The following is a 26,617-nucleotide window of genomic DNA, read 5'->3' on the forward strand; positions in this document are numbered from 1 at the left end:
GAAGGGCGGCACCCCGCGAGAGGGGTGCCGCCCTTCGGCGCGTGCCGGCGGTGTCAGTACGCGCTGTTGACGTTGTCCATGGAGCCGTACTTGTCGGCCGCGTAGTTGCAGGCGGCAGTGATGTTGGCGACCGGGTCGTAGATGTTCCAGGAGGTGCCGGCCACGTGGTACGCGCTGAAGGTCGGCGGGATGACCTGGAGCAGGCCCTTGGACGGGACGCCGTTGACGGCGTTGACGTCCCAGTCGTTGATGGCGTTCGGGTTGCCGGAGGACTCCCGCATGACGTTGCGCTTGATGCCCTCGTAGGAGCCCGGGATGCCGTGCTTCTTCATGATGTCGAGCGACTCGCGGATCCAGCCGTCGAGGTTGTTGGCGTAGCTCTTGGCGGAGACCGGCTTCACCGCGGCGCGGTGCGTGGAGCGGCTCGCGGCGTGCTTCGCCTTGTGCGCAGCGGCGGCCTTCGCGGCGGCGGCCTTGCGGGCGGCGTCGGCGGCGGCCCGCTTCTTCGTGGCGACGGCCTTGCGCACGGCCTCGGCGGCGGCCTTCTTCTGCGCCGCGGCGTCCGCGACGGCCTTCTTCTTCGCCTCGACGGCCTCGATCTTCAGGTTCGCACCGGCGAGCTGGTCGGTCACCGTGCCCTTGACGCCCTGCACCGGCTCCGTGCTGTAGGCGACCCGGGCCGAGGAGACGGCGTCCGTCGTGGTCGTGTGCGCGTCGGCCGGCACCACGGAGAAGGCGAGGGCGGCCGCACCGAGGGTGGCGGCACCGACGATCGCGATCTTGTGGGTGTTCTTGGGCATGGCGAATGACCTCTTCGAAATAGCGCGGAGGTCGCTCGTCCGACGGTGGACACGGTGCGCTTGGCACGAACGAACGCTGCGGCGGAAACCCGCGGCGCTGAGCGACGAGAGCAATTCTTAGCGGCCGCAAAATGCCCAGGCAAAGGTGTGACCTACGATGCCCGGTAGTGGATCAGGGAAGGGCAAAACGGGACAGACTGGCATGTCTGCCCCGTTCGCGAGGGACCGTTCTCTCTCCTATGCCCCTTCGTACGTGATGTGCGCCCTATGCGGGGCCTCACACCACCCCGCCCTCGTTCTCACGGGCAGTTGCTGGAGCAATGCTCTGCGTGAGGAGCTTTCGCCGAACCCTCCCGCGGCAGAAGGAGATGGACGTCCCCGAACTCGTGCCACAGATAGCGCCCGCGCAGCGCCTCCTCGTATCCCCGGTCGACCGCGGCCCGCCCCGCCACCGCCTCCAGCATCAGCAGATGCGACGCCTCCGGCTCGTGCAGCCCGGTCAGCAGCCCGTCCACCACCCGCACCCCGCGCTGCGGCGTCACCACGAGGTCCGTCCACCCCTCACGCGCGCGTACGACCCCGTCCGGCCCCGCCGCCGACTCCACCGCCCGCACGGCCGTCGTCCCCACGGCGATCACCCGCCCGCCACCGGCCCGCACGGCCTCGATCAGCCGCGCCGAGGCCGCCGGCACCGAGAACCACTCCGGATACGGCGGCTCGTGCACCTCCGCCGAAGCCACCCCCGTGTGCAGCGCCACCGGCGCGAACTGCACCCCCCGGCTCAGCCAGCTCCGCCACCAGCCCCGCCGTGAAGGGCCGCGCCGCACTGGGCATCTCCGCACTCCCCGCCCCGTCGGCCGACGGCAGCGCGAACACCGTCTGATACACCGACAACGGCTGGTCGCGCTCCGTATACGCATAACGGACGGGACGCCCGTGCTCCCGCAACAGCCCCGGCACATCGGGCCCGCCCCGGCCGGCGGCCCCCGCCCCACCGGCCGCCCGCGCCCACCAGAGCCGCCCGCTCCCGGGACTCAGCGGCTCCTCCAACGTCAGCCGCACACCGCCGGGCAGCCGCACCTCCGTACCGGCGGGCCCTCCCGCACGCGCCCGGGTCGTTCCCCCTCCCGTCCGGCTCCCGCAGCTCGACCGCCCACCGCCCCGCACCGCCGTGCGCCGCGTCCCCGCGCGTCGAGAAGTGCACCACCACGCGCGCGTGCGCGATCCGCCCGTTCACGGCCGCCGCCAGCGTCGGCGAGGTGTTCACCACCAGCAGGTCCCCGGCCCGCAGCAGACACGGCAGCTCCCGGAACGCGTGATGCGCCGGCTCCGCCCCCCGCGACACCAGCAGCCGTACGTCGTCCCGCGCCCGCCCCGGCCCGCGCTGCTCGGCCGGCACCCGCGCCGACAACTCCTCCGGCACCCGCACCGCCAGCGTCATCGGCCTCCCCCCAGCAGCGCCGGAGCCCCGTACCGCCCGCTCGCCGGACGCTCGTCCAGCAACCGCAGGAACGCGGGCACCACACTCGCCGGCTCCGGACGCGGATCGTCGTCGTCCGGCACGGCCGCCGCGTACAGGTCCGTCCCCATGTCCCCCGGATCCACCGCCCACACCCGCAGCCCCGGCTCCTCCTCACCGAGCACCGCCGCGAGGTGGTCCAGGGCCGCCTTCGACGCCCCGTAGCCGCCCCACGTCTCATAGGCCTCGGCCGCCGCGTCCGAGCTCACGGTGATCACCGCGCCCTCCCGCGCCGCCCGCACCAGCGGCAGCGCCTCCTGGACCAGCCCCAGCGCCGCCACGACGTTCACCTCCAGAGCCCGCCGCAGCCCCTCCAGCGGCAGCCCCTCCAGCCGCACCAGCGGCTCGGCACCCAGCGCACTGGCGTTGCTCACCACCAGATCGCACCCGCCCAGCCGCCACGCCTCCGCCACCAGCGCCGACCGGTGCGCGGCGTCCGTGACGTCACCCGCCAGCGCCCGCACCCGCGTCCCGTGCCCCGACACCCAGGCCGCCGTCTCCTCCAGCACCCCCTCGTTCCTGGCGTCCAGCACCAGATCCCAGCCCCGCGCGGCCAGCGCCTCGGCCAGCGCCCGCCCCAGCCCCTTCGAGGCCCCCGTGATGATCGCTACCGGCATGACAACCGTCCCCTCGTCAGCCCGCCTCCGCTCGGCGGTCACCCCAACCTAGGAACGGCCCCCGCGCCCCGCCTCCGGCGCGGGACCGGGTCCACCGGGGCCCTTCGACGTACGCCCGCACACCCCCTCCGCGCGCCCTACGCCGCCGTACCGAGGACCTGCGGCCTAGGACCCCCGCCCGACCCGCGGCCGTCACAGGTCGGATCCGGGCTGTCACCCCCCGCCGGTACCGTGAGGACATGAGCCAAGGTCCCCGGTCCGGCCTCGCCGCGGTGAGCTCCGCGCTGCTGGCCATGAGCAGGCATCTCGAGGTGCGCGACGTCCTCAAGACGATCGTCGCCTCCGCCCGCGAGCTGCTCGACGCCCAGTACGCCGCACTGGGCGTCCCGGACGACCACGGAGGCTTCGCCCAGTTCGTCGTCGACGGCGTCACCGACGAGCAGTGGAAGGCCATCGGCCCCCTGCCCCGCCAGCACGGCATCCTCGCCTCGATGCTCCAGGAGGCCCGCCCCGAGCGCCTCGCCGACGTCCGCGAGGACCCCCGCTTCGAGGGCTGGCCCTCCGCCCACCCCGACATGTCCGACTTCCTCGGCCTGCCCGTCCGCGACGGCGACGAGGTCATCGGCGCCCTGTTCCTCGCCAACAAGAACTGCGCCAAGCCGGAGGGAGGCTGCGGCTTCACCGAGGAGGACGAGGACCTGCTCGCCATCCTCGCCCAGCACGCGGCCATCGCCCTCACCAACGCCCGCCTGTACGAACGCAGCCGCGAACTCACCATCGCGGAGGAGCGCTCCCGGCTGGCCCACGAACTGCACGACGCGGTCGCCCAGAAACTGTTCTCCCTGCGCCTGACCGCCCAGGCCGCCGCCGCCCTCGTCGACCGGGACCCCTCCCGCGCCAAGGGCGAGCTCCAGCAGGTCGCCGCCCTCGCCGCCGAAGCCGCCGACGAACTGCGCGCCGCCGTCGTCGAACTGCGCCCCGCCGCCCTCGACGAGGACGGTCTCGTCGCCACCCTGCGCACCCAGGTCCAGGTCCTCGACCGCGCCCACACCGCGCGCGTCACCTTCACCAGCCACGGTGTGCGCGCCCTGCCCGCGGCCCAGGAGGAGGCCCTCCTGCGGGTCGCCCAGGAAGCCCTGCACAACGCCCTGCGCCACTCCGGCGCCCGGCACGTCGACGTGACCCTGCGCAAACGCGGCCCCGACACGGTCCTGCGCGTCACGGACGACGGCACCGGCTTCGACCCCTCGGCGATCCGCAGGGCCGGCCGCCACCTCGGCCTCGTCTCCATGCGGGACCGGGCGAGCGGGATCGGCGGCGGCCTGACGGTGCAATCGGCGCCCGGCAAGGGCACCACGATCGAGATGGAGGCCCCCGGTGGCTGACGCAATCAAGGTGCTGCTCGTCGACGACCACCAGGTCGTCCGCCGCGGACTGCGCACCTTCCTCGAGGTCCAGGACGACATCGAGGTCGTCGGCGAGGCCGCCGACGGCGCCGAGGGAGTCCAGCGCGCCGAGGAACTCCGGCCCGACGTCGTCCTCATGGACGTCAAGATGCCCGGCACCGACGGCATCGAGGCCCTGCGCCGCCTGCGCGAACTCGACAACCCCGCGCGCGTGCTGATCGTCACCAGCTTCACCGAACAGCGCACGGTGGTCCCCGCCCTGCGCGCCGGCGCCGCCGGATACGTCTACAAGGACGTGGACCCCGACGCCCTCGCCGGCGCCATCCGCTCGGTCCACGCCGGCCACATCCTGCTCCAGCCGGAGGTCGCCGGCGCCCTGCTCTCCCAGGAGGAGAGCAACTCCGGCCAGGGCAGAGGCGGTTCCCTCACGGAACGGGAGCGCGAGGTGCTCGGCCTGATAGCGGACGGCCGCTCCAACCGCGAGATCGCCCGCGCCCTGGTCCTCTCCGAGAAGACCGTCAAGACCCACGTCTCGAACATCCTGATGAAACTCGACCTCGCCGACCGCACCCAGGCCGCGCTGTGGGCCGTACGGCACGGGATGGCCGGCTGAGACCGCCGGCCCGGGGGCAGCGCCCCCGAGACACGAGCACCGACACCGCTCAGTCAGTCGTCCCCGACGCTCACCCCCGCTCCCGCTCCTCCACATACGCGTTGTACGCCGCGACCTGAGCCCGCCGCCCCGTCCGCTCCACCGGCCGCAGGGCCTCCGCCCGCGCCGCCATCTCGGAGGAACTCACCGCACCCCCGTGCCCCCGGTCCACCGCCAGCGACACCAGCAACCCCACCCGCCGCGCCAGCTCCAGCACCCGCACCGCCCGCGGCGGATACCCCGGCGCCAACACCTCCCGCCCCCTCCCGCCCGTCGCCCGACCACCACCCCTCAACGAGGCGCTTCGCGCCGCCCCGTCGACTCGCGCCCGGTACGCGTCGATCGCCGCCTCCGCCGCCGGCCCCGACGCCGCCACGTCCAGCTTCGACAGCACCTCCGTGGCCTCCCGCAACGCCTCCGCCAGCTCCCGCTCGGCCTCACCCAGCGACGGCACATCCGCCGGCGGGGCCTCCCGCACCGGCAGACAGCGCCACACCACCTCGACATGGACGTCGCCCGCGGGCCCGGCCTCGGACACCTCCGGTACCAGGCCCAGCGCCACCCCGTGACAGATCACGGCCTCCTCGGCCTCCAGCGCCCGCGCGTTGAACTCCGGCGGCCCGCTCAGCCCCAGCGGATGCCCCGGCGCGGGCAGCGCCACCCGCAGCCCGCGCACCCCCAGCGCCCGCAGCCTGCCCAGCGCCAGCGTCAGCCCCACCGGCGCCGACTCACCGGGCAGCCCCTCCACCCGGTGCACGGCGTCCTCCCCGACGACGGCGAGGACGGCGTCGTCCGGTGAGACAAGTCCGGCCAACAGGGCATTTCCCCAAGCGGCAAGGCGACCAGAGCGCGGTTCCGAGAACATCCCCCCACCCTAAGGACCGGACCGATGGAACGGCCCACCCGGCCGGTGGCGTAGATTTTCCCGAGGGGCCGCGCCCACCCGCGCGCGGCGGTCCACCACAGGCACCCGCGACAACCGAGACCGGCCACACTGCAAGGGGAGACAACGCGCTCATGAGCGATGTTCTGGAGCTTCAGGACGTATCGGTGGTCCGCGAGGGCAGGGCTCTGGTCGACCAGGTCTCGTGGTCCGTCAAGGAAGGCGAGCGCTGGGTCATCCTCGGTCCCAACGGAGCGGGCAAGACCACCCTCCTGAACATCGCCTCCACCTACCTCTTCCCCAGCTCGGGCACCGTCTCCGTACTCGACGAGACCCTCGGCGCCCCCGGCACCGACGTCTTCGAACTGCGCCCCCGCATCGGCATGGCCGGCATCGCCCTCGCCGAGAAGCTCCCCAAGCGCCAGACCGTCCTGCAGACCGTCCTCACCGCCGCCTACGGCATGACGGCCGCCTGGCAGGAGGAGTACGAGGCCGTCGACGAGCAGCGCGCCCGCGCCTTCCTCGACCGCCTCGGCATGAGCGAGTACCTCGACCGGACGTTCGGCTCCCTCTCCGAGGGCGAGCGCAAGCGCACCCTCATCGCCCGCGCCCTGATGACCGACCCCGAACTGCTCCTCCTGGACGAGCCCGCCGCCGGTCTCGACCTCGGTGGTCGCGAGGACCTCGTACGCCGTCTCGGCCGCCTCGCCCGCGACCCGATCGCCCCCTCGATGATCATGGTCACCCACCATGTCGAGGAGATCGCCCCCGGCTTCACCCACGTCCTCATGATCCGCCAGGGCAAGGTCCTCGCCGCGGGCCCGGTCGAACTCGAACTCACCTCGCGCAACCTCTCCCTCTGCTTCGGGCTCCCGCTCGTCGTGGAACAGGTCGGCGACCGCTGGACCGCGCAGGGCCTCCCGCTGTCCTGACCGCCGCCCGAAGGGCACCCCCGGCGGCCCTGCCCCGTCCCTGACCCCGTGCGCCCTGTCCGCGACGGGACATACGGTCCTACCATGACCTCGTGAACGACATCGACGCGTGGGTCTGGTGGCTCGTCGGCGCAGCAGCGCTCGGAATCCCGCTCGTGGTCACCGCGATGCCGGAGTTCGGCATGCTCGCCGTGGGCGCGGTCGCCGCCGCGATCGGCGCCGGCCTCGGCCTCGGCGCGGTCGCCCAGGTCCTCTTGTTCATCGTCGTCTCGGTCGCCCTCATCGCCGTGGTCCGCCCGATCGCGGCCCGGCACAGCGCACAGCGCCCCCAACTCGCCACCGGAGTGGACGCGTTGAAGGGAAAGCAGGCCGTCGTCCTGGAGCGCGTCGACGGTTCCGGGAACGGCCGGATCAAACTCGCCGGAGAGATCTGGTCGGCCCGCTCCCTCGACACGGACCGCGTGTACGAGGCCGGTGAGCAAGTCGACGTCGTGGACATCGAGGGGGCCACGGCGATCGTCATCTGACCTTGCACAACTCCCGCACTACGCAAGTGAGGCGAAGGCCTCCCGAGGTACGCGACGGTCTGTCAGACTCGATCAGCAAGATCTTCACAAACGTAGGATCTTCCGAAAGCGCTCGAGGCGGAGAAGCGGAGAAGGGGACGGGGACGCACGATGGAACCGGTCATCATCGTCTTGATCATTCTGGTGGTGTTGGTCTTCATCGCCTTGATCAAGACCATCCAGGTCATCCCACAGGCGAGCGCCGCCATCGTCGAGCGCTTCGGCCGTTACACACGCACCCTCAACGCGGGCCTCAACATCGTGGTCCCGTTCATCGACACCATCCGCAATCGCATCGACCTGCGTGAACAGGTCGTCCCCTTCCCGCCGCAGCCGGTGATCACCCAGGACAACCTGGTCGTCAACATCGACACGGTCATCTACTACCAGGTCACCGACGCCCGCGCCGCGACCTACGAGGTCGCCAGCTACATCCAGGCGATCGAGCAGCTCACCGTCACCACCCTCCGCAACATCATCGGCGGCATGGACCTGGAGCGCACCCTGACCTCCCGCGAGGAGATCAACGCGGCCCTGCGCGGCGTCCTCGACGAGGCCACCGGCAAGTGGGGCATCCGCGTCAACCGCGTGGAACTGAAGGCGATCGAGCCCCCGACCTCCATCCAGGACTCGATGGAGAAGCAGATGCGCGCCGACCGTGACAAGCGCGCCGCGATCCTCACCGCCGAAGGTACGCGCCAGGCCGCGATCCTCACCGCGGAGGGCGAGAAGCAGTCCCAGATCCTGCGCGCCGAGGGTGAGGCCAAGGCCGCCGCCCTGCGCGCCGAGGGCGAGGCCCAGGCCGTCCGCACGGTCTTCGAGGCCATCCACGCCGGCGACCCGGACCAGAAGCTCCTCAGCTACCAGTACCTCCAGATGCTCCCGAAGATCGCCGAGGGCGACGCCAACAAGCTCTGGATCGTCCCCAGCGAGATCGGCGACGCCCTCAAGGGCCTCTCCGGCGCGATGGGCAACTTCGGCGCCATGGGCGGTAGTTCCGGCAACGGCGGCACCGAGAAGAAGATCCCGGAACGCCGCGAGAAGCCGTCGATCGACTGAGGACCCCGGACAACAGAGCTCCCCGCACCCCACCTGCTTCTCGGGGCGCGGGGAACTGCGCGTTCGGCCGCAGCGGACCCGCAGCCGACGCGGCGCACCGCTAAGCCGCGTCCAGGGACAGCCACTCCGGCAGCGCGGCCAGGTCGTCCTGCCCCAGGGCCAACAGCATCGCGTCCTGGGGAGTCGGCTCGAACGGCTCCCGCAGCAACGGCATCCCCGCCTGGTCGGGAGTCCGGTCCGCCTTGCGGTGGTTGTCCTCGGAGCAGGACGCCACCGTGTTCAGCCAGGTGTCCTGACCGCCCTGCGCGCGCGGCACGACATGGTCCACGGTGGTCGCCCGGCGACCGCAGTACGCGCACCGGTGCCGGTCCCTGACCAGCACCCCCCTCCGCGACCACGGCGCTTGTCTTCGGAACGGCACCCGTACGTACCTGCACAGCCTGATCACCCGGGGCGCCGGTATGTCCACATCCGCGCCCCGCATACGCAGTTCGGGGTGGGCCTGCTCGACGACGGCCTTGTCCTGGAGCACCAGGACGACAGCGCGGTTCAACGTCACCGTAGACAGCGGCTCGAAGCTCGCGTTCAGGACCAGCGTGTCACGCATCCAGCCCACCTCCCCATTGCATCTGCCCGCCCTCCGGCGGGCTCGGATCAACTCTGGACGGGCACGCCGAGATGGACAACGCAATAAAAAATGCCCGCCTCTGATCACTTCCAAGACCAGAGGCGGGCAAACGTTCAATGAACGATGAGCTGATTGTCCCTACGCGGGGTTCTCGTACTCACCGATCAGCTGGGCGCGCGCGATCGCGTGGAACCGCAGGTTGAACCCGACGACGGCGGGCGAGGCGTCGGCGTCCGGACCGAGCTTCTCCTGATCCACCGCGTACACCGTGAAGACGTACCGGTGCGGCCCGTCCCCGGGCGGCGGCGCGGCACCGCCGAAGTCCTTGCTGCCGTAGTCGTTGCGCGCCTGCACGGCGCCCTCCGGCAGCCCCTCGAACGCGCCGCTGCCCGCTCCCGCCGGCAGCTCCGTCACCGTGGCGGGGATGTCGAAGAGGACCCAGTGCCAGAACCCGCTGCCCGTCGGGGCGTCCGGGTCGTAGCAGGTCACGGCGAAGCTCTTGGTCTCGGCCGGGAAACCCTCCCAGCGCAGCTGCGGCGAGGTGTTCCCCTCCGCGTGGACCTGCGCGGCCTTGAGCGTCGCCCCCTCCTGGACGTCCTCGCTCGTCACCGTGAACGACGGCACGGGCGGGTGGAAGTCATGGGGGAGCGGCCGGCGCTTGAGCTCGGTCACCTCGGTACCTCCTGAACGATGCTGATGGACTCGGTGACGCCGAGCCTAGAACCAGTTGCGCTTGCTGCCGACCTCGGACAGCCACTGGTTGAGGTATGCCGCCCAGTCGGTCCCGTGATAGTCGTTCAGACCCACCTGGAAGGACCGGAAGGTGTCGCTGCCCTCGCTGAACAGCCCCGGCTTCTTGTCCATCTCCAGCACGACGTCCATCGCGTGCTCGTCGGCGACGAAGCTCAGCTCGACCTGGTTCAGCCCCCGGTACTGCGACGGCGGGAAGAACTCGATCTCCTGGTAGAACGGCAGCTTCTGCCGCGTGCCGCGGATGTGCCCGCGCTCCATGTCCGCGTTCTTGAAGCGGAAGCCCAGCTGGAGGAACGCGTCCAGGATCGCCTTCTGCGCCGGCAGCGGGTGCACGTTGATGGGGTCCAGGTCACCGGAGTCCACCGCGCGGGCGATCGCCAGCTCGGTCGTGACACCGATGTGCATCCCGCGCAGCGCCTGCCCGTCGATCATCGTGACCGGGGTCTCCCAGGGGATCTCCAGTCCGAACGGCACCGCGTGCACGGCACCGGCCTGGAGCTCGAAGGCACCGCCCAGCTGGAGCTTGGTGAACTCGATGTCCTGCTTGTACTCCTGGTCGCCGCTCTCGACCTCGACCTTGGCCTGCAGCCCGACGGACAGTCCCTCGATGTTCTGGTTGACGGAACCGCCCTGGATCCGGACCTCGCCCTGGACCACACCGCCGGGGACGACGTTGACCTCCGTCAGCACCGTCTCGACCGAAGCCCCGCCGGCCCCGAGACTCGCGAGCAGCTTCTTGAACGCCATGACTCTCCCTCTACGACTACTTCTGACGGGATCCGTTGATCCCTAGAAACGCGATCCGGACGTGGCCGGTTCCGCGTCCCACACCCTGGCAAGCCGAGTGCCCGCTGACCACCCCGGCGCACCCGTGGTTCTCCACTACGCTCGGAGGGCATGATCGCGACCCCCGACCGTACGCCTGTCTCCCGGGCCTTCTTCAACCGCCCCGTCCTGGAGGTAGCCCCCGACCTCCTCGGCCGCCTCCTCGTCCGTACGACGCCCGACGGTCCGATCACTGTCCGCCTCACGGAGGTCGAGGCCTACGACGGCCCGAACGACCCCGGCTCCCACGCCTACCGCGGCCGCACACCCCGCAACGAGGTGATGTTCGGTCCGCCCGGACATGTGTACGTCTACTTCACCTACGGCATGTGGCACTGCATGAACCTCGTCTGCGGCCCCGACGGCAGGGCGAGCGCGGTCCTGCTCCGCGCCGGAGAGGTGATCGAGGGCGTGGACCTCGCCCGTAAACGCCGACTCTCGGCCCGCGACGACAAAGAACTCGCCAAAGGCCCCGCCCGCCTGGCCACGGCCCTGGGCGTGGACCGCACCCTCGACGGCACGGACGCGTGCGCCCCCGAGGGCAGCCCTCTCAGCCTGCTGACCGGCACCCCGATCCCGTCCCACCAGGTGAGCAACGGTCCCCGCACCGGGGTCGCCGGTGAGGGCGGCAACGGGGATGTCCACCCCTGGCGCTTCTGGGCGGCCGGCGACCCGACGGTGAGCCCGTACCGGGCGCACGTCCCCAGGCACCGCCGAAGTTGACTCGCTTGTGGCAGGGGCGTAACGTGGCCCGAGCCGCTTGAACCGGGTACGGCATTCGCCAGCAGCCGGAAGCGGCCAACCCACTACCTACGACATCCCTCAGCGGGATCGATTTCGGCGTGCCCGCATGCCTGAATTCGAACTCGCAGGAACTCGATTATGAGTTGCGGAGGGAATCGGCTAACGTAGTGAATGTCGAAAGGCCGACGGGCGAAAGCCGGAAGCCCAAGACAATCCCACCGACAGGGAATCGGACACCGAAAAGGTCTGATAGAGTCGGAAACACCGAAGGGAAGCCCGGAGGAAAGCCCGAGAGGGTGAGTACAAAGGAAGCTTTCGTTCCTTGAGAACTCAACAGCGTGCCAAAAATCAACGCCAGATTAGTTGATACCCCGTCCCCGGCAGTGATAGCCGAGGATGAGGTTCCTTTGAAAAACACAGCGAGGACGCTGTGAGCCGGGGGGACTATTCCTCCTCCTGGCTCCGCTCCCGTGAGAAGCATTCACGGAGAGTTTGATCCTGGCTCAGGACGAACGCTGGCGGCGTGCTTAACACATGCAAGTCGAACGATGAAGCCCTTCGGGGTGGATTAGTGGCGAACGGGTGAGTAACACGTGGGCAATCTGCCCTTCACTCTGGGACAAGCCCTGGAAACGGGGTCTAATACCGGATATCACTCTCGCAGGCATCTGTGAGGGTCGAAAGCTCCGGCGGTGAAGGATGAGCCCGCGGCCTATCAGCTTGTTGGTGAGGTAACGGCTCACCAAGGCGACGACGGGTAGCCGGCCTGAGAGGGCGACCGGCCACACTGGGACTGAGACACGGCCCAGACTCCTACGGGAGGCAGCAGTGGGGAATATTGCACAATGGGCGAAAGCCTGATGCAGCGACGCCGCGTGAGGGATGACGGCCTTCGGGTTGTAAACCTCTTTCAGCAGGGAAGAAGCGAAAGTGACGGTACCTGCAGAAGAAGCGCCGGCTAACTACGTGCCAGCAGCCGCGGTAATACGTAGGGCGCAAGCGTTGTCCGGAATTATTGGGCGTAAAGAGCTCGTAGGCGGCTTGTCACGTCGGGTGTGAAAGCCCGGGGCTTAACCCCGGGTCTGCATTCGATACGGGCTAGCTAGAGTGTGGTAGGGGAGATCGGAATTCCTGGTGTAGCGGTGAAATGCGCAGATATCAGGAGGAACACCGGTGGCGAAGGCGGATCTCTGGGCCATTACTGACGCTGAGGAGCGAAAGCGTGGGGAGCGAACAGGATTAGATACCCTGGTAGTCCACGCCGTAAACGGTGGGAACTAGGTGTTGGCGACATTCCACGTCGTCGGTGCCGCAGCTAACGCATTAAGTTCCCCGCCTGGGGAGTACGGCCGCAAGGCTAAAACTCAAAGGAATTGACGGGGGCCCGCACAAGCAGCGGAGCATGTGGCTTAATTCGACGCAACGCGAAGAACCTTACCAAGGCTTGACATACACCGGAAAGCATTAGAGATAGTGCCCCCCTTGTGGTCGGTGTACAGGTGGTGCATGGCTGTCGTCAGCTCGTGTCGTGAGATGTTGGGTTAAGTCCCGCAACGAGCGCAACCCTTGTCCTGTGTTGCCAGCATGCCCTTCGGGGTGATGGGGACTCACAGGAGACCGCCGGGGTCAACTCGGAGGAAGGTGGGGACGACGTCAAGTCATCATGCCCCTTATGTCTTGGGCTGCACACGTGCTACAATGGCAGGTACAAAGAGCTGCGAAACCGTGAGGTGGAGCGAATCTCAAAAAGCCTGTCTCAGTTCGGATTGGGGTCTGCAACTCGACCCCATGAAGTCGGAGTTGCTAGTAATCGCAGATCAGCATTGCTGCGGTGAATACGTTCCCGGGCCTTGTACACACCGCCCGTCACGTCACGAAAGTCGGTAACACCCGAAGCCGGTGGCCCAACCCCTTGTGGGAGGGAGCTGTCGAAGGTGGGACTGGCGATTGGGACGAAGTCGTAACAAGGTAGCCGTACCGGAAGGTGCGGCTGGATCACCTCCTTTCTAAGGAGCACTTCTAGGCCGCTCTGCGGTCCAGAGGCCAGTACACCGGCGAACGTCCGGTGCTGGTTGCTCATGGGTGGAACGTTGATTATTCGGCACGGTCTGGATGTCTCCTGCTAGTACTGCTTCGGCGTGGAACGTGGAGAGGACGGACAGATCGGGTCGGGCACGCTGTTGGGTGTCTGAGGGAATGAACCCTCGGATGCCGGCCCCGGTGAAGCATCAGAGTTCTGGTGTGTGACGGGTGGCTGGTCGTTGTTTGAGAACTGCACAGTGGACGCGAGCATCTGTGGCCAAGTTTTTAAGGGCGCACGGTGGATGCCTTGGCACCAGGAACCGATGAAGGACGTGGGAGGCCACGATAGTCCCCGGGGAGTCGTCAACCAGGCTTTGATCCGGGGGTTTCCGAATGGGGAAACCCGGCAGTCGTCATGGGCTGTCACCCGCTGCTGAACACATAGGCAGTGTGGAGGGAACGCGGGGAAGTGAAACATCTCAGTACCCGCAGGAAGAGAAAACAACAGTGATTCCGGGAGTAGTGGCGAGCGAAACCGGATGAGGCCAAACCGTATGCGTGTGAGACCCGGCAGGGGTTGCGCATGCGGGGTTGTGGGATCTCTCTTCCACGGTCTGCCGGCCGTGGGACGAGTCAGAAACCGTTGATGTAGGCGAAGGACATGCGAAAGGTCCGGCGTAGAGGGTAAGACCCCCGTAGTCGAAACGTCAGCGGCTCGTTTGAGAGACACCCAAGTAGCACGGGGCCCGAGAAATCCCGTGTGAATCTGGCGGGACCACCCGCTAAGCCTAAATATTCCCTGGTGACCGATAGCGGATAGTACCGTGAGGGAATGGTGAAAAGTACCGCGGGAGCGGAGTGAAATAGTACCTGAAACCGTGTGCCTACAAGCCGTGGGAGCGTCGGAACAAGGCTTGCCTTGTTCTCGTGACTGCGTGCCTTTTGAAGAATGAGCCTGCGAGTTTGCGGTGTGTTGCGAGGTTAACCCGGGTGGGGTAGCCGTAGCGAAAGCGAGTCCGAACAGGGCGTTTCAGTAGCACGCTCAAGACCCGAAGCGGAGTGATCTAGCCATGGGCAGGTTGAAGCGGAGGTAAGACTTCGTGGAGGACCGAACCCACCAGGGTTGAAAACCTGGGGGATGACCTGTGGTTAGGGGTGAAAGGCCAATCAAACTCCGTGATAGCTGGTTCTCCCCGAAATGCATTTAGGTGCAGCGTCGTGTGTTTCTTGCCGGAGGTAGAGCACTGGATAGGCGATGGGCCCTACCGGGTTACTGACCTTAGCCAAACTCCGAATGCCGGTAAGTGAGAGCGCGGCAGTGAGACTGTGGGGGATAAGCTCCATGGTCGAGAGGGAAACAGCCCAGAGCATCGACTAAGGCCCCTAAGCGTACGCTAAGTGGGAAAGGATGTGGAGTCGCAGAGACAACCAGGAGGTTGGCTTAGAAGCAGCCACCCTTGAAAGAGTGCGTAATAGCTCACTGGTCTAGTGATTCCGCGCCGACAATGTAGCGGGGCTCAAGCGTACCGCCGAAGTCGTGTCATTGCAGTATATAGCCCCAACGGGTGCTGTGATGGGTAGGGGAGCGTCGTGTGCCGGGTGAAGCAGCACCGGAAGGTAGTTGTGGACGGTTCACGAGTGAGAATGCAGGCATGAGTAGCGATTCACACGTGAGAAACGTGTGCGCCGATTGACTAAGGGTTCCTGGGTCAAGCTGATCTGCCCAGGGTAAGTCGGGACCTAAGGCGAGGCCGACAGGCGTAGTCGATGGATAACCGGTTGATATTCCGGTACCCGCTGTGAAGCGTCAAACATCGAACCAGGCGATGCTAAGTCCGTGAAGCCGCCCCGGAGCCTTCGGGCAAAGGGGAGTGGTGGAGCCGACGGACCAGACTTGTAGTAGGTGAGTGATGGGGTGACGCAGGAAGGTAGTCCAGCCCGGGCGGTGGTTGTCCCGGGGTAAGGGTGTAGGCCGTGCGATAGGCAAATCCGTCGTACATGTGGCTGAGACCTGATGCCGAGCCGATTGTGGTGAAGTGGATGATCCTATGCTGTCGAGAAAAGCCTCTAGCGAGTTTCATGGCGGCCCGTACCCTAAACCGACTCAGGTGGTCAGGTAGAGAATACCGAGGCGTTCGGGTGAACTATGGTTAAGGAACTCGGCAAAATGCCCCCGTAACTTCGGGAGAAGGGGGGCCACGTCTGGTGAGGGGACTTGCTCTCCGAGCTGGGGGTGGCCGCAGAGACCAGCGAGAAGCGACTGTTTACTAAAAACACAGGTCCGTGCGAAGCCGTAAGGCGATGTATACGGACTGACGCCTGCCCGGTGCTGGAACGTTAAGGGGACCGGTTAGTCGAGATTCGTCTCGGCGAAGCTGAGAACTTAAGCGCCAGTAAACGGCGGTGGTAACTATAACCATCCTAAGGTAGCGAAATTCCTTGTCGGGTAAGTTCCGACCTGCACGAATGGCGTAACGACTTCTCGACTGTCTCAACCATAGGCCCGGTGAAATTGCACTACGAGTAAAGATGCTCGTTTCGCGCAGCAGGACGGAAAGACCCCGGGACCTTTACTACAGTTTGATATTGGTGTTCGGTTCGGCTTGTGTAGGATAGGTGGGAGACTGTGAAGCTTGGACGCCAGTTCAGGTGGAGTCGTCGTTGAAATACCACTCTGGTCGTGCTGGATGTCTAACCTGGGTCCGTGATCCGGATCAGGGACAGTGTCTGATGGGTAGTTTAACTGGGGCGGTTGCCTCCTAAAGAGTAACGGAGGCGCCCAAAGGTTCCCTCAGCCTGGTTGGCAATCAGGTGTTGAGTGTAAGTGCACAAGGGAGCTTGACTGTGAGACCGACGGGTCGAGCAGGGACGAAAGTCGGGACTAGTGATCCGGCGGTGGCTTGTGGAAGCGCCGTCGCTCAACGGATAAAAGGTACCCCGGGGATAACAGGCTGATCTTCCCCAAGAGTCCATATCGACGGGATGGTTTGGCACCTCGATGTCGGCTCGTCGCATCCTGGGGCTGGAGTCGGTCCCAAGGGTTGGGCTGTTCGCCCATTAAAGCGGTACGCGAGCTGGGTTTAGAACGTCGTGAGACAGTTCGGTCCCTATCCGCTGTGCGCGTAGGAGTCTTGAGAAGGGCTGTCCCTAGTACGAGAGGACCGGGACGGACGAACCTCTGGTGTGCCAGTTGTTCTGCCAAGGGCATGGCTGGTTGGCTACGTTCGGGAGGGATAACCGCTGAAAGCATCTAAGCGGGAAGCCTGCTTCGAGATGAGGACTCCCACCCACTTGATGGGGTAAGGCTCCCAGTAGACGACTGGGTTGATAGGCCGGATCTGGAAGCACAGTAATGTGTGGAGGTGACCGGTACTAATAGGCCGAGGGCTTGTCCTCAGTTGCTCGCGTCCACTGTGTTAGTTCTGAGGCAACGACCGTTGCCGGTTTGAGCAGAACGCATAATTACAAAGTGTGCTTGTTCGCTCGAAACCATTAGGGTTTCGGTGGTCATAGCGTGAGGGAAACGCCCGGTTACATTCCGAACCCGGAAGCTAAGCCTCACAGCGCCGATGGTACTGCAGGGGGGACCCTGTGGGAGAGTAGGACACCGCCGAACAATCTTTGGGAAGGACCCCTGGTCCCCAGCGTTCAGCTGGGACCAGGGGTCCTTTCGTTTTTAGAATGACTGCGGTACCGAAGACAGGAGTCACCGATGTCCACCAACTCTCCCGACGACCGACCGGAGCGCGACGAGCGGCGACGGGACGGTGGGGATCGCGGCGATCGTGGCGGCTACCGCGGAGACCGTGACCGTGGCGATCGCGGGGGCTTCCGCCGCGACGACCGTGGTGACCGCGGTGGTTACGGCCGGCGTGACGACAACCGCGGTGGTGGGTACGGCCGTCGGGACGACCGCGGTGACCGCGGTGACCGTGGCGGGTTCCGCCGCGACGACCGGCGTGACGACAACCGCGGTGGTGGGTACGGCCGTCGGGACGACCGGCGTGACGACCGCCGCGAGGGTGACCGCGGTCCCCGTCCCGCGTTCCAGCGCGACGACCGCGACCGTGGACCGCGTCGTGACGAGCGGGACCGCGGGTTCCGGCGGGACGACCGTGGTGACCGTCCGGCCCTCCGCCGCGACGACAACCGCGGCGGGTTCGGCGACCGTGACCGTGACCGCGGTGGCTACGGACGCCGGGACGACCGGCGCGACGACCGGCGCGACGACCGGCGCGGTGATGACCGTGGCGAGCGCGGTGGCTTCCGGCGCGACGACCGTCGGGACGACCGTGGTGACCGTCCGGCCTTCCGCCGCGACGACAACCGTGGTGGCTTCCGTCGGGACGACCGTCGGGACGACCGGCGTGACGACCGCCGTGATGACAGGCGCGACGACCGTGGTGGCGAGCGCGGAGGCTACCGAGGTGACCGCCCCGCCTTCCGCCGTGACGACCGTCGGGACGACCGCGGAGACCGCCCCGCCTTCCGCCGCGACGACCGTCGGGACGACCGCGGAGACCGCCCCGCCTTCCGCCGCGACGACCGGCGTGATGATCGCCGTGACGACCGCCGCGATGACCGTCGCGGCGACGACCGGGGTGGCTTCCGCCGCGACGACCGTGGTGACCGGCCGGCCTTCCGCCGTGACGACCGTCGGGACGACCGTGGTGGCTACCGTGGCGACCGGGGCGACCGGCCGGCCTTCCGGCGGGACGACCGAGGTGGGCGGCCCGGTGGCTTCCGGGGCCGTGACGACCGTCGGGACGACCGGCGCGGTGACGACCGGCGCGGTGGCGGCCGCTTCCGTGACGAGCGGGACCGCGACCGTGAGCCGATCAAGCGGCTGCCGATCCCGGCGGACGTCACCGGCGAGGAGATCGACAAGGACGTACGGCAGGAACTCCAGAGCCTGCCCAAGACGCTCGCCGACGACGTCGCCCGCAACCTGGTGATGGTCGCGCGGCTGATCGACGAGGACCCCGAGGGTGCCTACGGGTACAGCAAGGTGGCGCTGCGGCTCGCGTCCCGGGTCGCAGCCGTGCGGGAGGCGGCCGGGTTCGCGGCCTACGCGAACCAGAAGTACAGCGAGGCACTCGCCGAGTTCCGGGCGGCGCGGCGGATGACCGGGTCGGTGGAGCTGTGGCCCGTCATGGCCGACTGCGAGCGTGGGCTCGGGCGGCCGGAGAAGGCGCTGGACATGGCCGGTGCCCCCGAGGTGCACAAGCTCGACAAGGCCGGCCAGGTGGAGATGCGGCTCGTCGCGGCCGGTGCCCGGCGTGACATGGGACAGCTGGACGCGGCCATCGTGACGCTCCAGAGCCCCGAGCTCGCCTCCAGCTCCGTACAGCCGTGGACCGCTCGGCTGCGGTACGCGTACGCCGACGCGCTGCTGGCCGCCGGTCGTGAGAGCGAGGCGCGGGAGTGGTTCGCCAAGGCGGTCGAGGCGGACCGGGACGGCAGCACGGACGCCTCCGACCGGCTCGCCGAGCTGGACGGGGTGGACTTCGTGGACGCCCTCGACGAGGGCGAGGACGACGGTGAGTCCGAGGAGACGGAGACCGGGACCGGGATCGAGACCGAGGCTCCGGGCGCTGACGGCGGCGAAGCCGACGACAAGGACTGAGTGAGCAAGGGGCAGGTTCCGGACGGAACCTGCCCCTTTTGCGTTTCTGGCCCGTGACGGAGGCCGGTGCTGTCGGTCAGTGGGTCCGGCGGGTGTTGAGCCGGGCGGCCTGGCGCGTCAGGTGGTCGCGTTCGGCGAGGTTGGGCGCCTTGTGGGCCGCCTCGGCGTACAGGCGGGCCGCCGTCGTCAGGTCGCCGTCGCGTTCGTGGAGGTGGGCCGCGACGGCGGTGTGGCGGGGCAGGGAGTCGTCCAGCGCCGCGAGGGCCGCAAGGCCGGCGCGGGGGCCGTCTGCCTCGCCCACGGCGACCGCGCGGTTGAGGCGGACGACCGGGCTGTCGGTCAGCCGGGTGAGTTCGTCGTACCACTCGACGATCTGCACCCAGTCGGTCTCCTCGGCGGTGGGCGCGTCGGCGTGGAGGGCCGCAATGGCGGCCTGGGCCTGGAACTCGCCCAGCCGGTCGAGGGAGAGCGCCGTCTGGAGGATCCGGACGCCCTCGGCGATCGACCGGGTGTCCCAGCGGGCGCGGTCCTGCTCGGCGAGCGGTACGAGGCTGCCGTCGGGTGCCGTCCGGGCGGCGCTCCGGGAGTGGTGGAGCAGCATGAGGGCGAGCAGCCCGGACACCTCGGGGTGGTCGATCACGGCGGCGAGCTGCCGGGTGAGGCGGATGGCCTCGGCGGCGAGGTCGACATCGCCGGAGTAGCCCTCGTTGAAGACCAGGTAGAGGACGCGCAGCACGGTGGAGACATCGCCGGGCCGGTCGAGGCGGACGCCGGAGACGGTGCGCTTGGCGCGGCTGATCCGCTGGGCCATGGTCGCCTCGGGCACCAGGTAGGCCTGGGCGATCTGGCGGGTGGTGAGTCCGCCGACGGCGCGCAGGGTGAGGGCGACCGCCGAGGAGGGGGTGAGGGAGGGGTGGGCGCAGAGGAAGTAGAGCTGGAGGGTGTCGTCGGCGGCGGGGGCGGGGCCGGGGGGCGGCTCCTCCTCGGCACGGTCCTCGCGCCGGCGGCGGGCCGCGTCCGACCGCCTCGCGTCGAGGAACTTGCGCCAGGCCACGGTGACCAGCCAGCCCTTCGCGTCCCGCGGCGGGTCGTCGGGCCAGCTGCGGACCGCCTCGACGAGCGCCTCCTGCACGGCGTCCTCGGCCGCCGCGAAGTCTGCTCCGCGGCGGACGAGGACGGTGAGCACGCTGGGCGTGAGGCTCCTGAGCAGGGCCTCATCCATGGGCGAGGCACTCCGGGACGGTGGGCGGCGCGGCCAGGAACGGGCGCACCTCGAGCCACTCGTGGATCGGCCGGCCGCCCGCGCCGGGTGCCGCCGAGAGTTCCCCGGCCAGTTCGACGGCGCGTTCGTGGCTGTCGACGTCGATGATCATCCAGCCGGCGATGAGGTCCTTGGTCTCGGCGAACGGGCCGTCGGTGACCGGCGGGCGGCCCTCGCCGTCGTAGCGGACCCACTGCCCTTCCGGGGCGAGTGCCTGGCCGTCGATGAACTCGCCGGTCTCCTCGAGCCGGGCGGCGAAGTCGTTCATGTACTGGATGTGCGCCGAGATCTCCTCCGGGGTCCACTTGTCCATCGGCACGTTGTTGACCGGTTCCGGAGCGCCGCGGTAGTGCTTCAGCAGCAGGTACTTGGCCATGGTGTGTCTCCTCGGTGCTGTGCGACCCATTCTGGTCGCGTTCACAGCGGGGACGGAGCCCGACGCGGGTTCTCGACATCGTCGGCGAAAGTTCCCGTGATTTTTTGTGGTCCGTTCGCGGGGGCCTCAGACGGCGCCTCAGACGGCCCTCAGACGTCCAGGGCCCGCAGGACGAGACCGGAGGCCGGTTTGGGGCCGAACGACGTCGATTTGCGGGGCATGGTGACGCCCTGGCGGGCGAGGTCGCGGACGACCTCCTCGCGTACCGGGTGGAGGAGGACCGCCGTGGTGCCGGCGCGTTCCGCCTTGCGGACGGTGGCGGCGGTGTCGTGGATGTAGGCGATGCGGGTCGGGTCGTCCTCGGGGACGTGCCAGACGTGGGCGAGGAGCGCGGCGTGCAGGACGGTCGCGTCCAGGGTGCGCCAGGCCTGCGGGCGGTCCTGGGGGACCGTACGGGCGAGGAGGGCGGGGTCCGGGCGGTCGAGGAGGTGGAAGGCGCCGTCGCCGGCGAGCAGGAAGGCGTTCCCGGCGCAGGCCGCGTCCGCCAGGGCTTCGAGTGCCTCGGGGAGCGGCACCCGCAGGTGCCGGACGCGGAAGAGGTCGCGTACGGCGGTGAGGGCGTCGGCGACCGGCAGGCCGTGCAGGAGGCGGTGGATGGCGCGGACGCGCAGGGGGTAGCGGGCGGTGTCGACGAGGAGGACGAGGCCGTGGTCCCAGGGGCTGGGGGAGGGGTGGGCGGCGCGCAGCCGGCGGTAGGTGGCCCAGCGGTGGTGGCCGTCGGCGATCAGGGCCTGGTGGTGGGCGAGGTCCGCCTGGACGAGGGCCTGCTCGGCGGGGTCGGTGATCGCCCACAGGCGGTGGTGGTAGCCGTCCGCGGTGGTGGTGGCGAAGAGTGGGGGGCGCTCGGCGGTGCGGTCCACGATCCCGGCCGCCGTGCCGTTGCCGTGGTAGGTGAGGAGGAGGGGCTCCAGGTTGGCGTAGGTGGCGCGCATCAGGGCCGCGCGCTCCGCGACGACCGGCTCTATGACGTCCTCGTGCGGGAGGACGATGCCCTCCGCGGGGTCGGAGACGCGCAGGGTGCCGATGAGGCCGCGCTGGAGCATGCCGTCGGCGTGCCGCTGCTCGTAGACGTACAGGGCGGGCTCGGGGTCGGCGGTCAGGACGCCCTCGGCGAGCCAGCGGCGCAGGGCGTCGGCGGCCTGTCCGTTGCGGGCGCTGGGCGTGGTCGCCTGGGGGAGGATCAGCCGGACGATGTTGTAGGGGTCCGCGTCCTGGAGTCGGTGCAGGCCGTCGGGGCGGACGACGACGTCGTACGGCGGGGAGGTGACGGCGGCGAGGCTGCCGACCCGGTCGGGGTCGTAGCGCAGGCCTCGGAACGGGGTGAGTTCCAGGCCTCGGGGCGCCGTTGCTTCCGAGTGACCTGCAGTGTTCATCCCGGCATCGTACGTGTGTCGGTGGCGTGCGGGATGATCGGGGGAAAGCGGATCGAGCGAGGAGCGATGTGGAATGAGCCGGAGCGTCAGGACGAGGCCCGAGGGCAGTGGGCAGGCCCTGAGCGAGGCGTACGACACGGCGCTGCTCGATCTGGACGGGGTGGTGTACGCGGGCGGGGCCGCGATCGTGCACGCCGTCGAGTCGTTGGCGACCGCCCGTGCGGGCGGGATGCACCTGGCGTACGTCACCAACAACGCGCTGCGGACGCCCGACACGGTGGCGGGGCATCTCACCGAGCTGGGCATTCCGACGGGTGCCGAGGACGTCATCACCTCGGCACAGGCGGTGGCGCGGCTGATCGCTGAGCAGGTGCCGGCGGGGGCGCGGGTGCTGGTGATCGGCGGGGAGGGGCTGCGGGTGGCGCTGCGGGAGCGGGGGCTGGTCCCGGTGGAGTCCGCGGACGACGATCCGGCGGCCGTGGTGCAGGGGTTCGGCGGTCCTGATCTGCCGTGGGGGCGGTTCGCGGAGGCGTCGTACGCCGTGGCGCGCGGGGTGCCGTGGTTCGCGTCGAACACCGATCTGACGATTCCGAGCGGGCGGGGGATCGCGCCGGGGAACGGGGCGGCGGTGGAGGTGGTGCGGATAGCGACCGGTGCCGAGCCGCAGGTCGCGGGCAAGCCGCTGCCTCCGATGCACCGGGAGACGATTCTGCGGACGGGCGCCGAGCGGCCGTTGGTGGTCGGGGACCGGCTGGACACCGACATCGAGGGGGCGTTCAACGGGGAGGTGGACTCGCTGCTCGTCCTGACCGGGGTCACCGACGGGGCGCAGCTGCTGGCGGCGCCGCCGCAGCACCGTCCGACGTTCGTGGACGCCGATCTGCGCGGGCTGCTCACCGGGCAGCCGGAGGTCACCCCGGCCGGGGACGGGTTCCGGTGCGGTGGGTGGACGGTGACCGCGGGGGAGGAGCGTATGGAGCTGGACGGGGACGGCGAGGCGCTGGACGGGCTGCGGGCGCTGTGCGCGGCGGCCTGGACGGCTGCCGGGGAGGGCAGTTGCGCGCTGGACGGGGGCAAGGCGCTGGCACGGCTGGGGTTGTGAGCCGACACCAGGGACCCGACTTATTTGGGTAGGCTAACCTAACTGCGTGTTGGTCGACAGTGTTCCCGAACAGCGCGCGGAGACCGCCCCCGCGCCTCCCGCCCGCAAGGCGGTCCGTTCCGTCGGGCTGCTTCTCGCGGTGGCGGTCCTCGCCCTGGTGGCGGTGGCGAGCATCGCCGTCGGGGCCAAGGAGCTGTCCGTGGCCCAGGTGTGGCACGGACTGTTCGCCGACTCGGGGACGTACGCGGACGTCGTCGTCGACGAGCGGTTGTCGCGGACCGTGCTCGGGCTGCTGGTCGGGGCCGCGCTGGGGCTCTCCGGAGCGGTGCTCCAGGCCCTGACGCGCAATCCGCTGGCCGACCCGGGCCTGCTCGGGATCAACGCGGGTGCCTCGGCCGCCGTCGTCACCGCGATCACCTTCCTCGGGGTGACGAGCCTGAGCGGGTACGTGTGGTTCGCGTTCCTCGGGGCGGCCGCGGTCGGGGCGCTGGTCTGGTTCCTCGGCGGGAGCCGGGGGGCCACGCCCGTGCGGCTCGCGCTCGCGGGCACCGCGATCAGCGCCGCGCTGTACGGCTATCTCCAGGCCGTGATGATCATGGATGACGCGGCGCTGGCCAGGATGCGGTTCTGGACGGTCGGTTCGCTGTCCTCGGCGACCGACGGGACGATCCGGCAGGTGCTGCCCTTCCTGGCGGCCGGCACGGTCCTCGCGCTCGCCCTCGCCCGGCCGCTGAACGCGGTGGAGATGGGCGACGACACCGCCAGGGCGCTCGGCGCGAACCTCGACCGCACCCGGGCGCTGGCCATGCTCGCCGCGACCGTGCTGTGCGGGGCCGCGACCGCCGCCTGCGGGCCGATCGTGTTCGTCGGGCTGATGGTCCCGCACATCGTCCGCTCCTTCACCGGCCCCGACCTGCGCTGGATCATGCCGTACGCGGCGCTCCTGTCCCCGGTGCTGCTGCTGGGCTCCGATGTGCTCGGCCGGGTCGTGGCCCGCCCCTCGGAGGTCCAGGTCGGCATCGTCACCGCGATCATCGGCGGGCCGGTCTTCATCTTTCTCGTACGACGGCGGAGGACGGCCCAGCTGTGAGGACCGCGGAGACGACCGGGACGACGACCGCGACGACGGCCGGGAGGGCGAACGGGAAGGCGAGAGGGAAGGTGGCGGGGGCGCGTGCGCTGCGCGCGCCGGGCGGGCTGTCGGTGCGGCTGGACGCGCGGTCCCTGGTGGTCGTCGCGCTGCTGCTGGCCGCCGCGTTCGCCGCGAGCGTGGTGCTGATCGGCACCGGCGACTTCCCGATCTCGTTCGCGGACGTCGTCAGGACCTTGTTCGGCAAGGGCGATCCCGGCCAGGAGCTCATCGTCAACGATCTGCGGCTGCCCCGGGTGCTGGTCGGCCTGCTGGTCGGGGCTTCGCTGGGGCTGGGCGGGGCACTGTTCCAGGCCGTGTCGCGCAATCCGCTCGGCAGCCCCGATGTGCTCGGCCTCGGCCAGGGGGCGACCGCCGGCGCGCTCGTGATGATCGTGCTGTTCTCCGGGACCACCGCCCAGGTCACCGCCGGCGCGCTGGTCGGCGGGCTGGTGACCGGGGCCGCGATCTATCTGCTGGCGTGGAAGCGGGGCGTGCACGGCTACCGGCTGGTGCTCGTCGGCATCGGCGTGTCGGCGGTGGCGACCGCGGTCAACGGCTATCTGATCACCAAGGCCGACTTCGTGGACGCGGCGCGGGCCGTCGTCTGGATGACCGGGACCCTCGACGGGCGGGACTGGAAGCAGGTCTGGCCGCTGCTCGCCCTGGCCGGGGTGCTCGTCCCGCTCGTCCTCGCCCACGCGCGCGGGCTGCGGATGATGGAGATGGGCGACGACGTCTCGCACGCGCTCGGCGTGCGCGTGGAGCGCGTCCGGCTGGTGCTGATGGTGTCGGCCGTGCTGCTCACCGCCGCCGCCACCGCCGCGGCGGGACCGGTCGGCTTCGTGGCGCTCACCGCGCCCCAGCTCGCCCGCCGCCTCACCCGCTCGCCCGGCCCCAACCTCGTGGCCTCGCTGTGCATGGGCGCCGCCCTGCTGGTCACCGCCGACTGGGCCTCGCAGCGGCTGTTCGGCGACGGACAGCTGCCCGTGGGCGTGGTCACCGGGGTCCTCGGCGGGGTCTATCTGCTGTGGCTCCTCGTCACCGAGCGCAGGGCGGGCCGGATATGAACCACAACAACCCAGGGAGCACCGTGAACCGCCTGTCCGCCGAGAACGTCACCCTCGCCTACGACCAGCGGGTGATCGCCGAGCAGCTGTCGGTGGACATTCCCGACCACTCCTTCACGGTGATCGTCGGCCCCAACGCGTGCGGCAAGTCCACGCTCCTGCGGGCGCTGTCGCGGATGCTGAAGCCGTCCCGGGGGCGGGTGCTGCTCGACGGACAGGTCATCCAGTCGATGCCGGCGAAGAAGGTCGCGCGCACGCTGGGCCTGCTGCCGCAGTCGTCGGTCGCGCCCGACGGGATCACCGTCGCCGACCTCGTCGGCCGCGGCCGCTATCCGCACCAGGGCATCCTGCGGCAGTGGTCGGCGGAGGACGAGCGGGTCGTCCGGGAGTCCATGAGGCAGACCGGCGTCGCCGAGCTCGCCGAGCGGTACGTCGACGAGCTGTCCGGCGGTCAGCGCCAGCGGGTGTGGATCGCCATGGCCCTCGCCCAGCAGACCCCCCTGCTGCTGCTCGACGAGCCGACCACCTACCTCGACATCCAGCACCAGATCGACGTCCTCGACCTGTGCGCCGAGCTCCACGAGGACCAGGGCCGCACGCTCGTCGCCGTGCTGCACGACCTCAACCACGCGGCCCGGTACGCCACCCATCTGATCGCGCTGAAGGGCGGCGAGGTCATCGCGCAGGGCGCGCCGAACGACATCGTCACGGCCGCTCTGGTCGAGGAGGTCTTCGGACTGCGCTGCCAGGTCATCGAGGACCCGGAGACGGGCACGCCGCTCGTGGTGCCGGCGGCGCGCAGGGCGCGGGCCGGGGCGCGGCGGGCGGTCGCTACAGAAGTTTCCTGAGCTGGAACAGGTCCCGCAGGCCCGCCTCCAGCTTCACCCGCCCCGCACCCCAGGCCTTCGCGAAGTTCAGCTCGCCGTTCACGAGGGCGACCAGGTCCTCGCCCGTCATGGTCAGCCTGATCTGGGCCTTCTCCCGCGGAGGGCCCTGAAGGGTGTCCTGGACGACGATCCGGCCGCCCGTCATCCGGCCGACGAAGGTGACGTCCAGGTCCGTGATCCGGCAGCTCACCGAACGGTCCAGGGAGGTGGCCTCCCGCACGTCCCCGTCGGCGCTGCGCATGTTCTCCGAGAGCTTCTCGAGTGCCGCACGGCACTCCTCGATCGTGGCCATCGCGATCGACGGTACCCCAGGGGTTCGGGGTAGCG

At 69.3% G+C, this 26,617-nt stretch carries 21 protein-coding genes, 3 rRNA genes and 2 pseudogenes; 15 read left to right on the plus strand and 11 right to left on the minus strand.

The genetic code is table 11. From position 1 onward, the window contains the following. Positions 1–53: 53 nt before the first annotated feature. The 3 genes and pseudogenes from U5640_RS34880 to U5640_RS34890 all read right to left on the minus strand — a co-directional run bounded on the left by U5640_RS34880 (position 54) and on the right by U5640_RS34890 (position 2,936). Positions 54–800: a transglycosylase SLT domain-containing protein gene (locus tag U5640_RS34880; protein ID WP_340381709.1), complete on the minus strand. Its 747-nt coding sequence runs from the start codon at positions 798–800 to the stop codon at positions 54–56. 299 nt (positions 801–1,099) lie between these two features. Beyond that, positions 1,100–2,241 (minus strand): annotated as a pseudogene (locus tag U5640_RS34885) (S-adenosylmethionine:tRNA ribosyltransferase-isomerase). Further along, complete coding sequence (locus U5640_RS34890; protein ID WP_340381710.1) at positions 2,238–2,936, minus strand: SDR family oxidoreductase; 699 nt, start codon at positions 2,934–2,936, stop codon at positions 2,238–2,240. Before U5640_RS34890 ends, U5640_RS34885 begins: the two are co-directional and overlap by 4 nt. 239 nt (positions 2,937–3,175) lie before the next feature. Here U5640_RS34890 and U5640_RS34895 point away from each other — a divergent pair, with 239 nt between their 5' ends. Beyond that, positions 3,176–4,321, plus strand: a complete 1,146-nt coding sequence (locus U5640_RS34895) for a GAF domain-containing sensor histidine kinase (protein WP_340381711.1) — start codon at positions 3,176–3,178, stop codon at positions 4,319–4,321. After that, positions 4,314–4,955: a response regulator transcription factor gene (locus U5640_RS34900; RefSeq protein WP_340381712.1), complete on the plus strand. Its 642-nt coding sequence runs from the start codon at positions 4,314–4,316 to the stop codon at positions 4,953–4,955. Before U5640_RS34895 ends, U5640_RS34900 begins: the two co-directional genes overlap by 8 nt. 70 nt (positions 4,956–5,025) lie before the next feature. Here U5640_RS34900 and U5640_RS34905 read toward each other — a convergent pair whose 3' ends face one another. Beyond that, entirely contained in the window at positions 5,026–5,859 is an 834-nt protein-coding gene (locus tag U5640_RS34905; protein ID WP_340381713.1) for a hypothetical protein, read from the minus strand. A gap of 152 nt (positions 5,860–6,011) precedes the next feature. On the opposite strand from U5640_RS34905, the gene U5640_RS34910 reads away from it, so the two are divergent. The 3 genes from U5640_RS34910 to U5640_RS34920 all read left to right on the plus strand — a co-directional run bounded on the left by U5640_RS34910 (position 6,012) and on the right by U5640_RS34920 (position 8,434). Then, positions 6,012–6,809, plus strand: a complete 798-nt coding sequence (locus U5640_RS34910) for an ABC transporter ATP-binding protein (RefSeq protein WP_067258801.1) — start codon at positions 6,012–6,014, stop codon at positions 6,807–6,809. 92 nt (positions 6,810–6,901) lie between these two features. Further along, entirely contained in the window at positions 6,902–7,336 is a 435-nt protein-coding gene (locus U5640_RS34915) for an NfeD family protein (RefSeq protein ID WP_340381714.1), read from the plus strand. A 150-nt stretch (positions 7,337–7,486) separates the two neighbouring features. Then, complete coding sequence (locus U5640_RS34920; protein ID WP_340381715.1) at positions 7,487–8,434, plus strand: SPFH domain-containing protein; 948 nt, start codon at positions 7,487–7,489, stop codon at positions 8,432–8,434. A gap of 100 nt (positions 8,435–8,534) precedes the next feature. Here U5640_RS34920 and U5640_RS34925 read toward each other — a convergent pair whose 3' ends face one another. The 3 genes from U5640_RS34925 to U5640_RS34935 all read right to left on the minus strand — a co-directional run bounded on the left by U5640_RS34925 (position 8,535) and on the right by U5640_RS34935 (position 10,562). Continuing rightward, positions 8,535–9,041, minus strand: a complete 507-nt coding sequence (locus U5640_RS34925) for an HNH endonuclease (RefSeq protein ID WP_067258807.1) — start codon at positions 9,039–9,041, stop codon at positions 8,535–8,537. Between the two features lie 159 nt (positions 9,042–9,200). Beyond that, a complete protein-coding gene (locus U5640_RS34930) occupies positions 9,201–9,734 on the minus strand; it encodes a YbhB/YbcL family Raf kinase inhibitor-like protein (protein WP_340381716.1) in 534 nt (177 codons plus the stop codon). Between the two features lie 45 nt (positions 9,735–9,779). Next, positions 9,780–10,562 carry a sporulation protein gene (locus U5640_RS34935; protein WP_340381717.1) on the minus strand — a complete coding sequence of 261 codons (783 nt, stop codon included), beginning with the start codon at positions 10,560–10,562 and terminating at the stop codon, positions 9,780–9,782. Between the two features lie 150 nt (positions 10,563–10,712). Between U5640_RS34935 and U5640_RS34940 the strand changes: the two genes are divergently transcribed. The 6 genes and pseudogenes from U5640_RS34940 (at position 10,713) to U5640_RS34965 (ending at position 19,032) form a co-directional block, all read left to right on the plus strand. Further along, entirely contained in the window at positions 10,713–11,363 is a 651-nt protein-coding gene (locus tag U5640_RS34940; RefSeq protein ID WP_340381718.1) for a DNA-3-methyladenine glycosylase, read from the plus strand. A 501-nt stretch (positions 11,364–11,864) separates the two neighbouring features. Then, positions 11,865–13,390, plus strand: a 16S ribosomal RNA gene (locus U5640_RS34945). A 291-nt stretch (positions 13,391–13,681) separates the two neighbouring features. After that, a 23S ribosomal RNA gene (locus U5640_RS34950) occupies positions 13,682–16,802 on the plus strand. 103 nt (positions 16,803–16,905) lie between these two features. Next, positions 16,906–17,022: ribosomal RNA gene (gene rrf, locus U5640_RS34955) — 5S ribosomal RNA — on the plus strand. Together the 16S, 23S and 5S rRNA genes form the textbook arrangement of a ribosomal RNA operon. A gap of 126 nt (positions 17,023–17,148) precedes the next feature. Continuing rightward, a pseudogene (locus tag U5640_RS34960) lies at positions 17,149–17,973 on the plus strand (hypothetical protein); the annotation flags it as partial. Positions 17,974–18,252: 279 nt separating this feature from the next. Beyond that, complete coding sequence (locus U5640_RS34965; protein WP_340385512.1) at positions 18,253–19,032, plus strand: tetratricopeptide repeat protein; 780 nt, start codon at positions 18,253–18,255, stop codon at positions 19,030–19,032. Between the two features lie 76 nt (positions 19,033–19,108). Here the strand turns inward: U5640_RS34965 and U5640_RS34970 are convergent, their stop codons facing one another. From U5640_RS34970 to U5640_RS34980, 3 genes are all read right to left on the minus strand, one after another. Continuing rightward, positions 19,109–20,254, minus strand: a complete 1,146-nt coding sequence (locus U5640_RS34970) for a DUF6596 domain-containing protein (RefSeq protein WP_340381719.1) — start codon at positions 20,252–20,254, stop codon at positions 19,109–19,111. Beyond that, the gene (locus U5640_RS34975; RefSeq protein ID WP_340381720.1) at positions 20,247–20,669 is read right to left on the minus strand and encodes a YciI family protein; all 423 of its coding nucleotides are present in this window, start codon (positions 20,667–20,669) and stop codon (positions 20,247–20,249) included. Before U5640_RS34975 ends, U5640_RS34970 begins: the two co-directional genes overlap by 8 nt. A 149-nt stretch (positions 20,670–20,818) precedes the next feature. After that, the gene (locus tag U5640_RS34980; protein ID WP_340381721.1) at positions 20,819–22,102 is read right to left on the minus strand and encodes a DUF1015 domain-containing protein; all 1,284 of its coding nucleotides are present in this window, start codon (positions 22,100–22,102) and stop codon (positions 20,819–20,821) included. A gap of 73 nt (positions 22,103–22,175) precedes the next feature. Here U5640_RS34980 and U5640_RS34985 point away from each other — a divergent pair, with 73 nt between their 5' ends. From U5640_RS34985 to U5640_RS35000, 4 genes are all read left to right on the plus strand, one after another. Next, complete coding sequence (locus U5640_RS34985; protein ID WP_340381722.1) at positions 22,176–23,204, plus strand: HAD hydrolase-like protein; 1,029 nt, start codon at positions 22,176–22,178, stop codon at positions 23,202–23,204. 46 nt (positions 23,205–23,250) lie between these two features. Continuing rightward, positions 23,251–24,294, plus strand: a complete 1,044-nt coding sequence (locus U5640_RS34990) for an iron ABC transporter permease (RefSeq protein WP_340381723.1) — start codon at positions 23,251–23,253, stop codon at positions 24,292–24,294. Positions 24,295–24,365: 71 nt separating this feature from the next. Then, positions 24,366–25,403 (plus strand): iron chelate uptake ABC transporter family permease subunit, encoded by a 1,038-nt coding sequence (locus tag U5640_RS34995; protein WP_340385514.1) that lies wholly within the window; start codon positions 24,366–24,368, stop codon positions 25,401–25,403. Then, the gene (locus U5640_RS35000) at positions 25,400–26,251 is read left to right on the plus strand and encodes an ABC transporter ATP-binding protein (RefSeq protein WP_340381724.1); all 852 of its coding nucleotides are present in this window, start codon (positions 25,400–25,402) and stop codon (positions 26,249–26,251) included. The genes U5640_RS34995 and U5640_RS35000 overlap by 4 nt, the downstream gene beginning before the upstream one ends. On the opposite strand, the gene U5640_RS35005 is transcribed toward U5640_RS35000, so the two are convergent. Next, complete coding sequence (locus U5640_RS35005) at positions 26,235–26,582, minus strand: SCP2 sterol-binding domain-containing protein (protein ID WP_340381725.1); 348 nt, start codon at positions 26,580–26,582, stop codon at positions 26,235–26,237. The two genes, U5640_RS35000 and U5640_RS35005, sit on opposite strands and share 17 nt — an antisense overlap. Positions 26,583–26,617 lie beyond the last annotated feature (35 nt).

The organism is Streptomyces sp. SS7 (assembly GCF_037993025.1).
GTDB lineage: Bacteria > Actinomycetota > Actinomycetes > Streptomycetales > Streptomycetaceae > Streptomyces.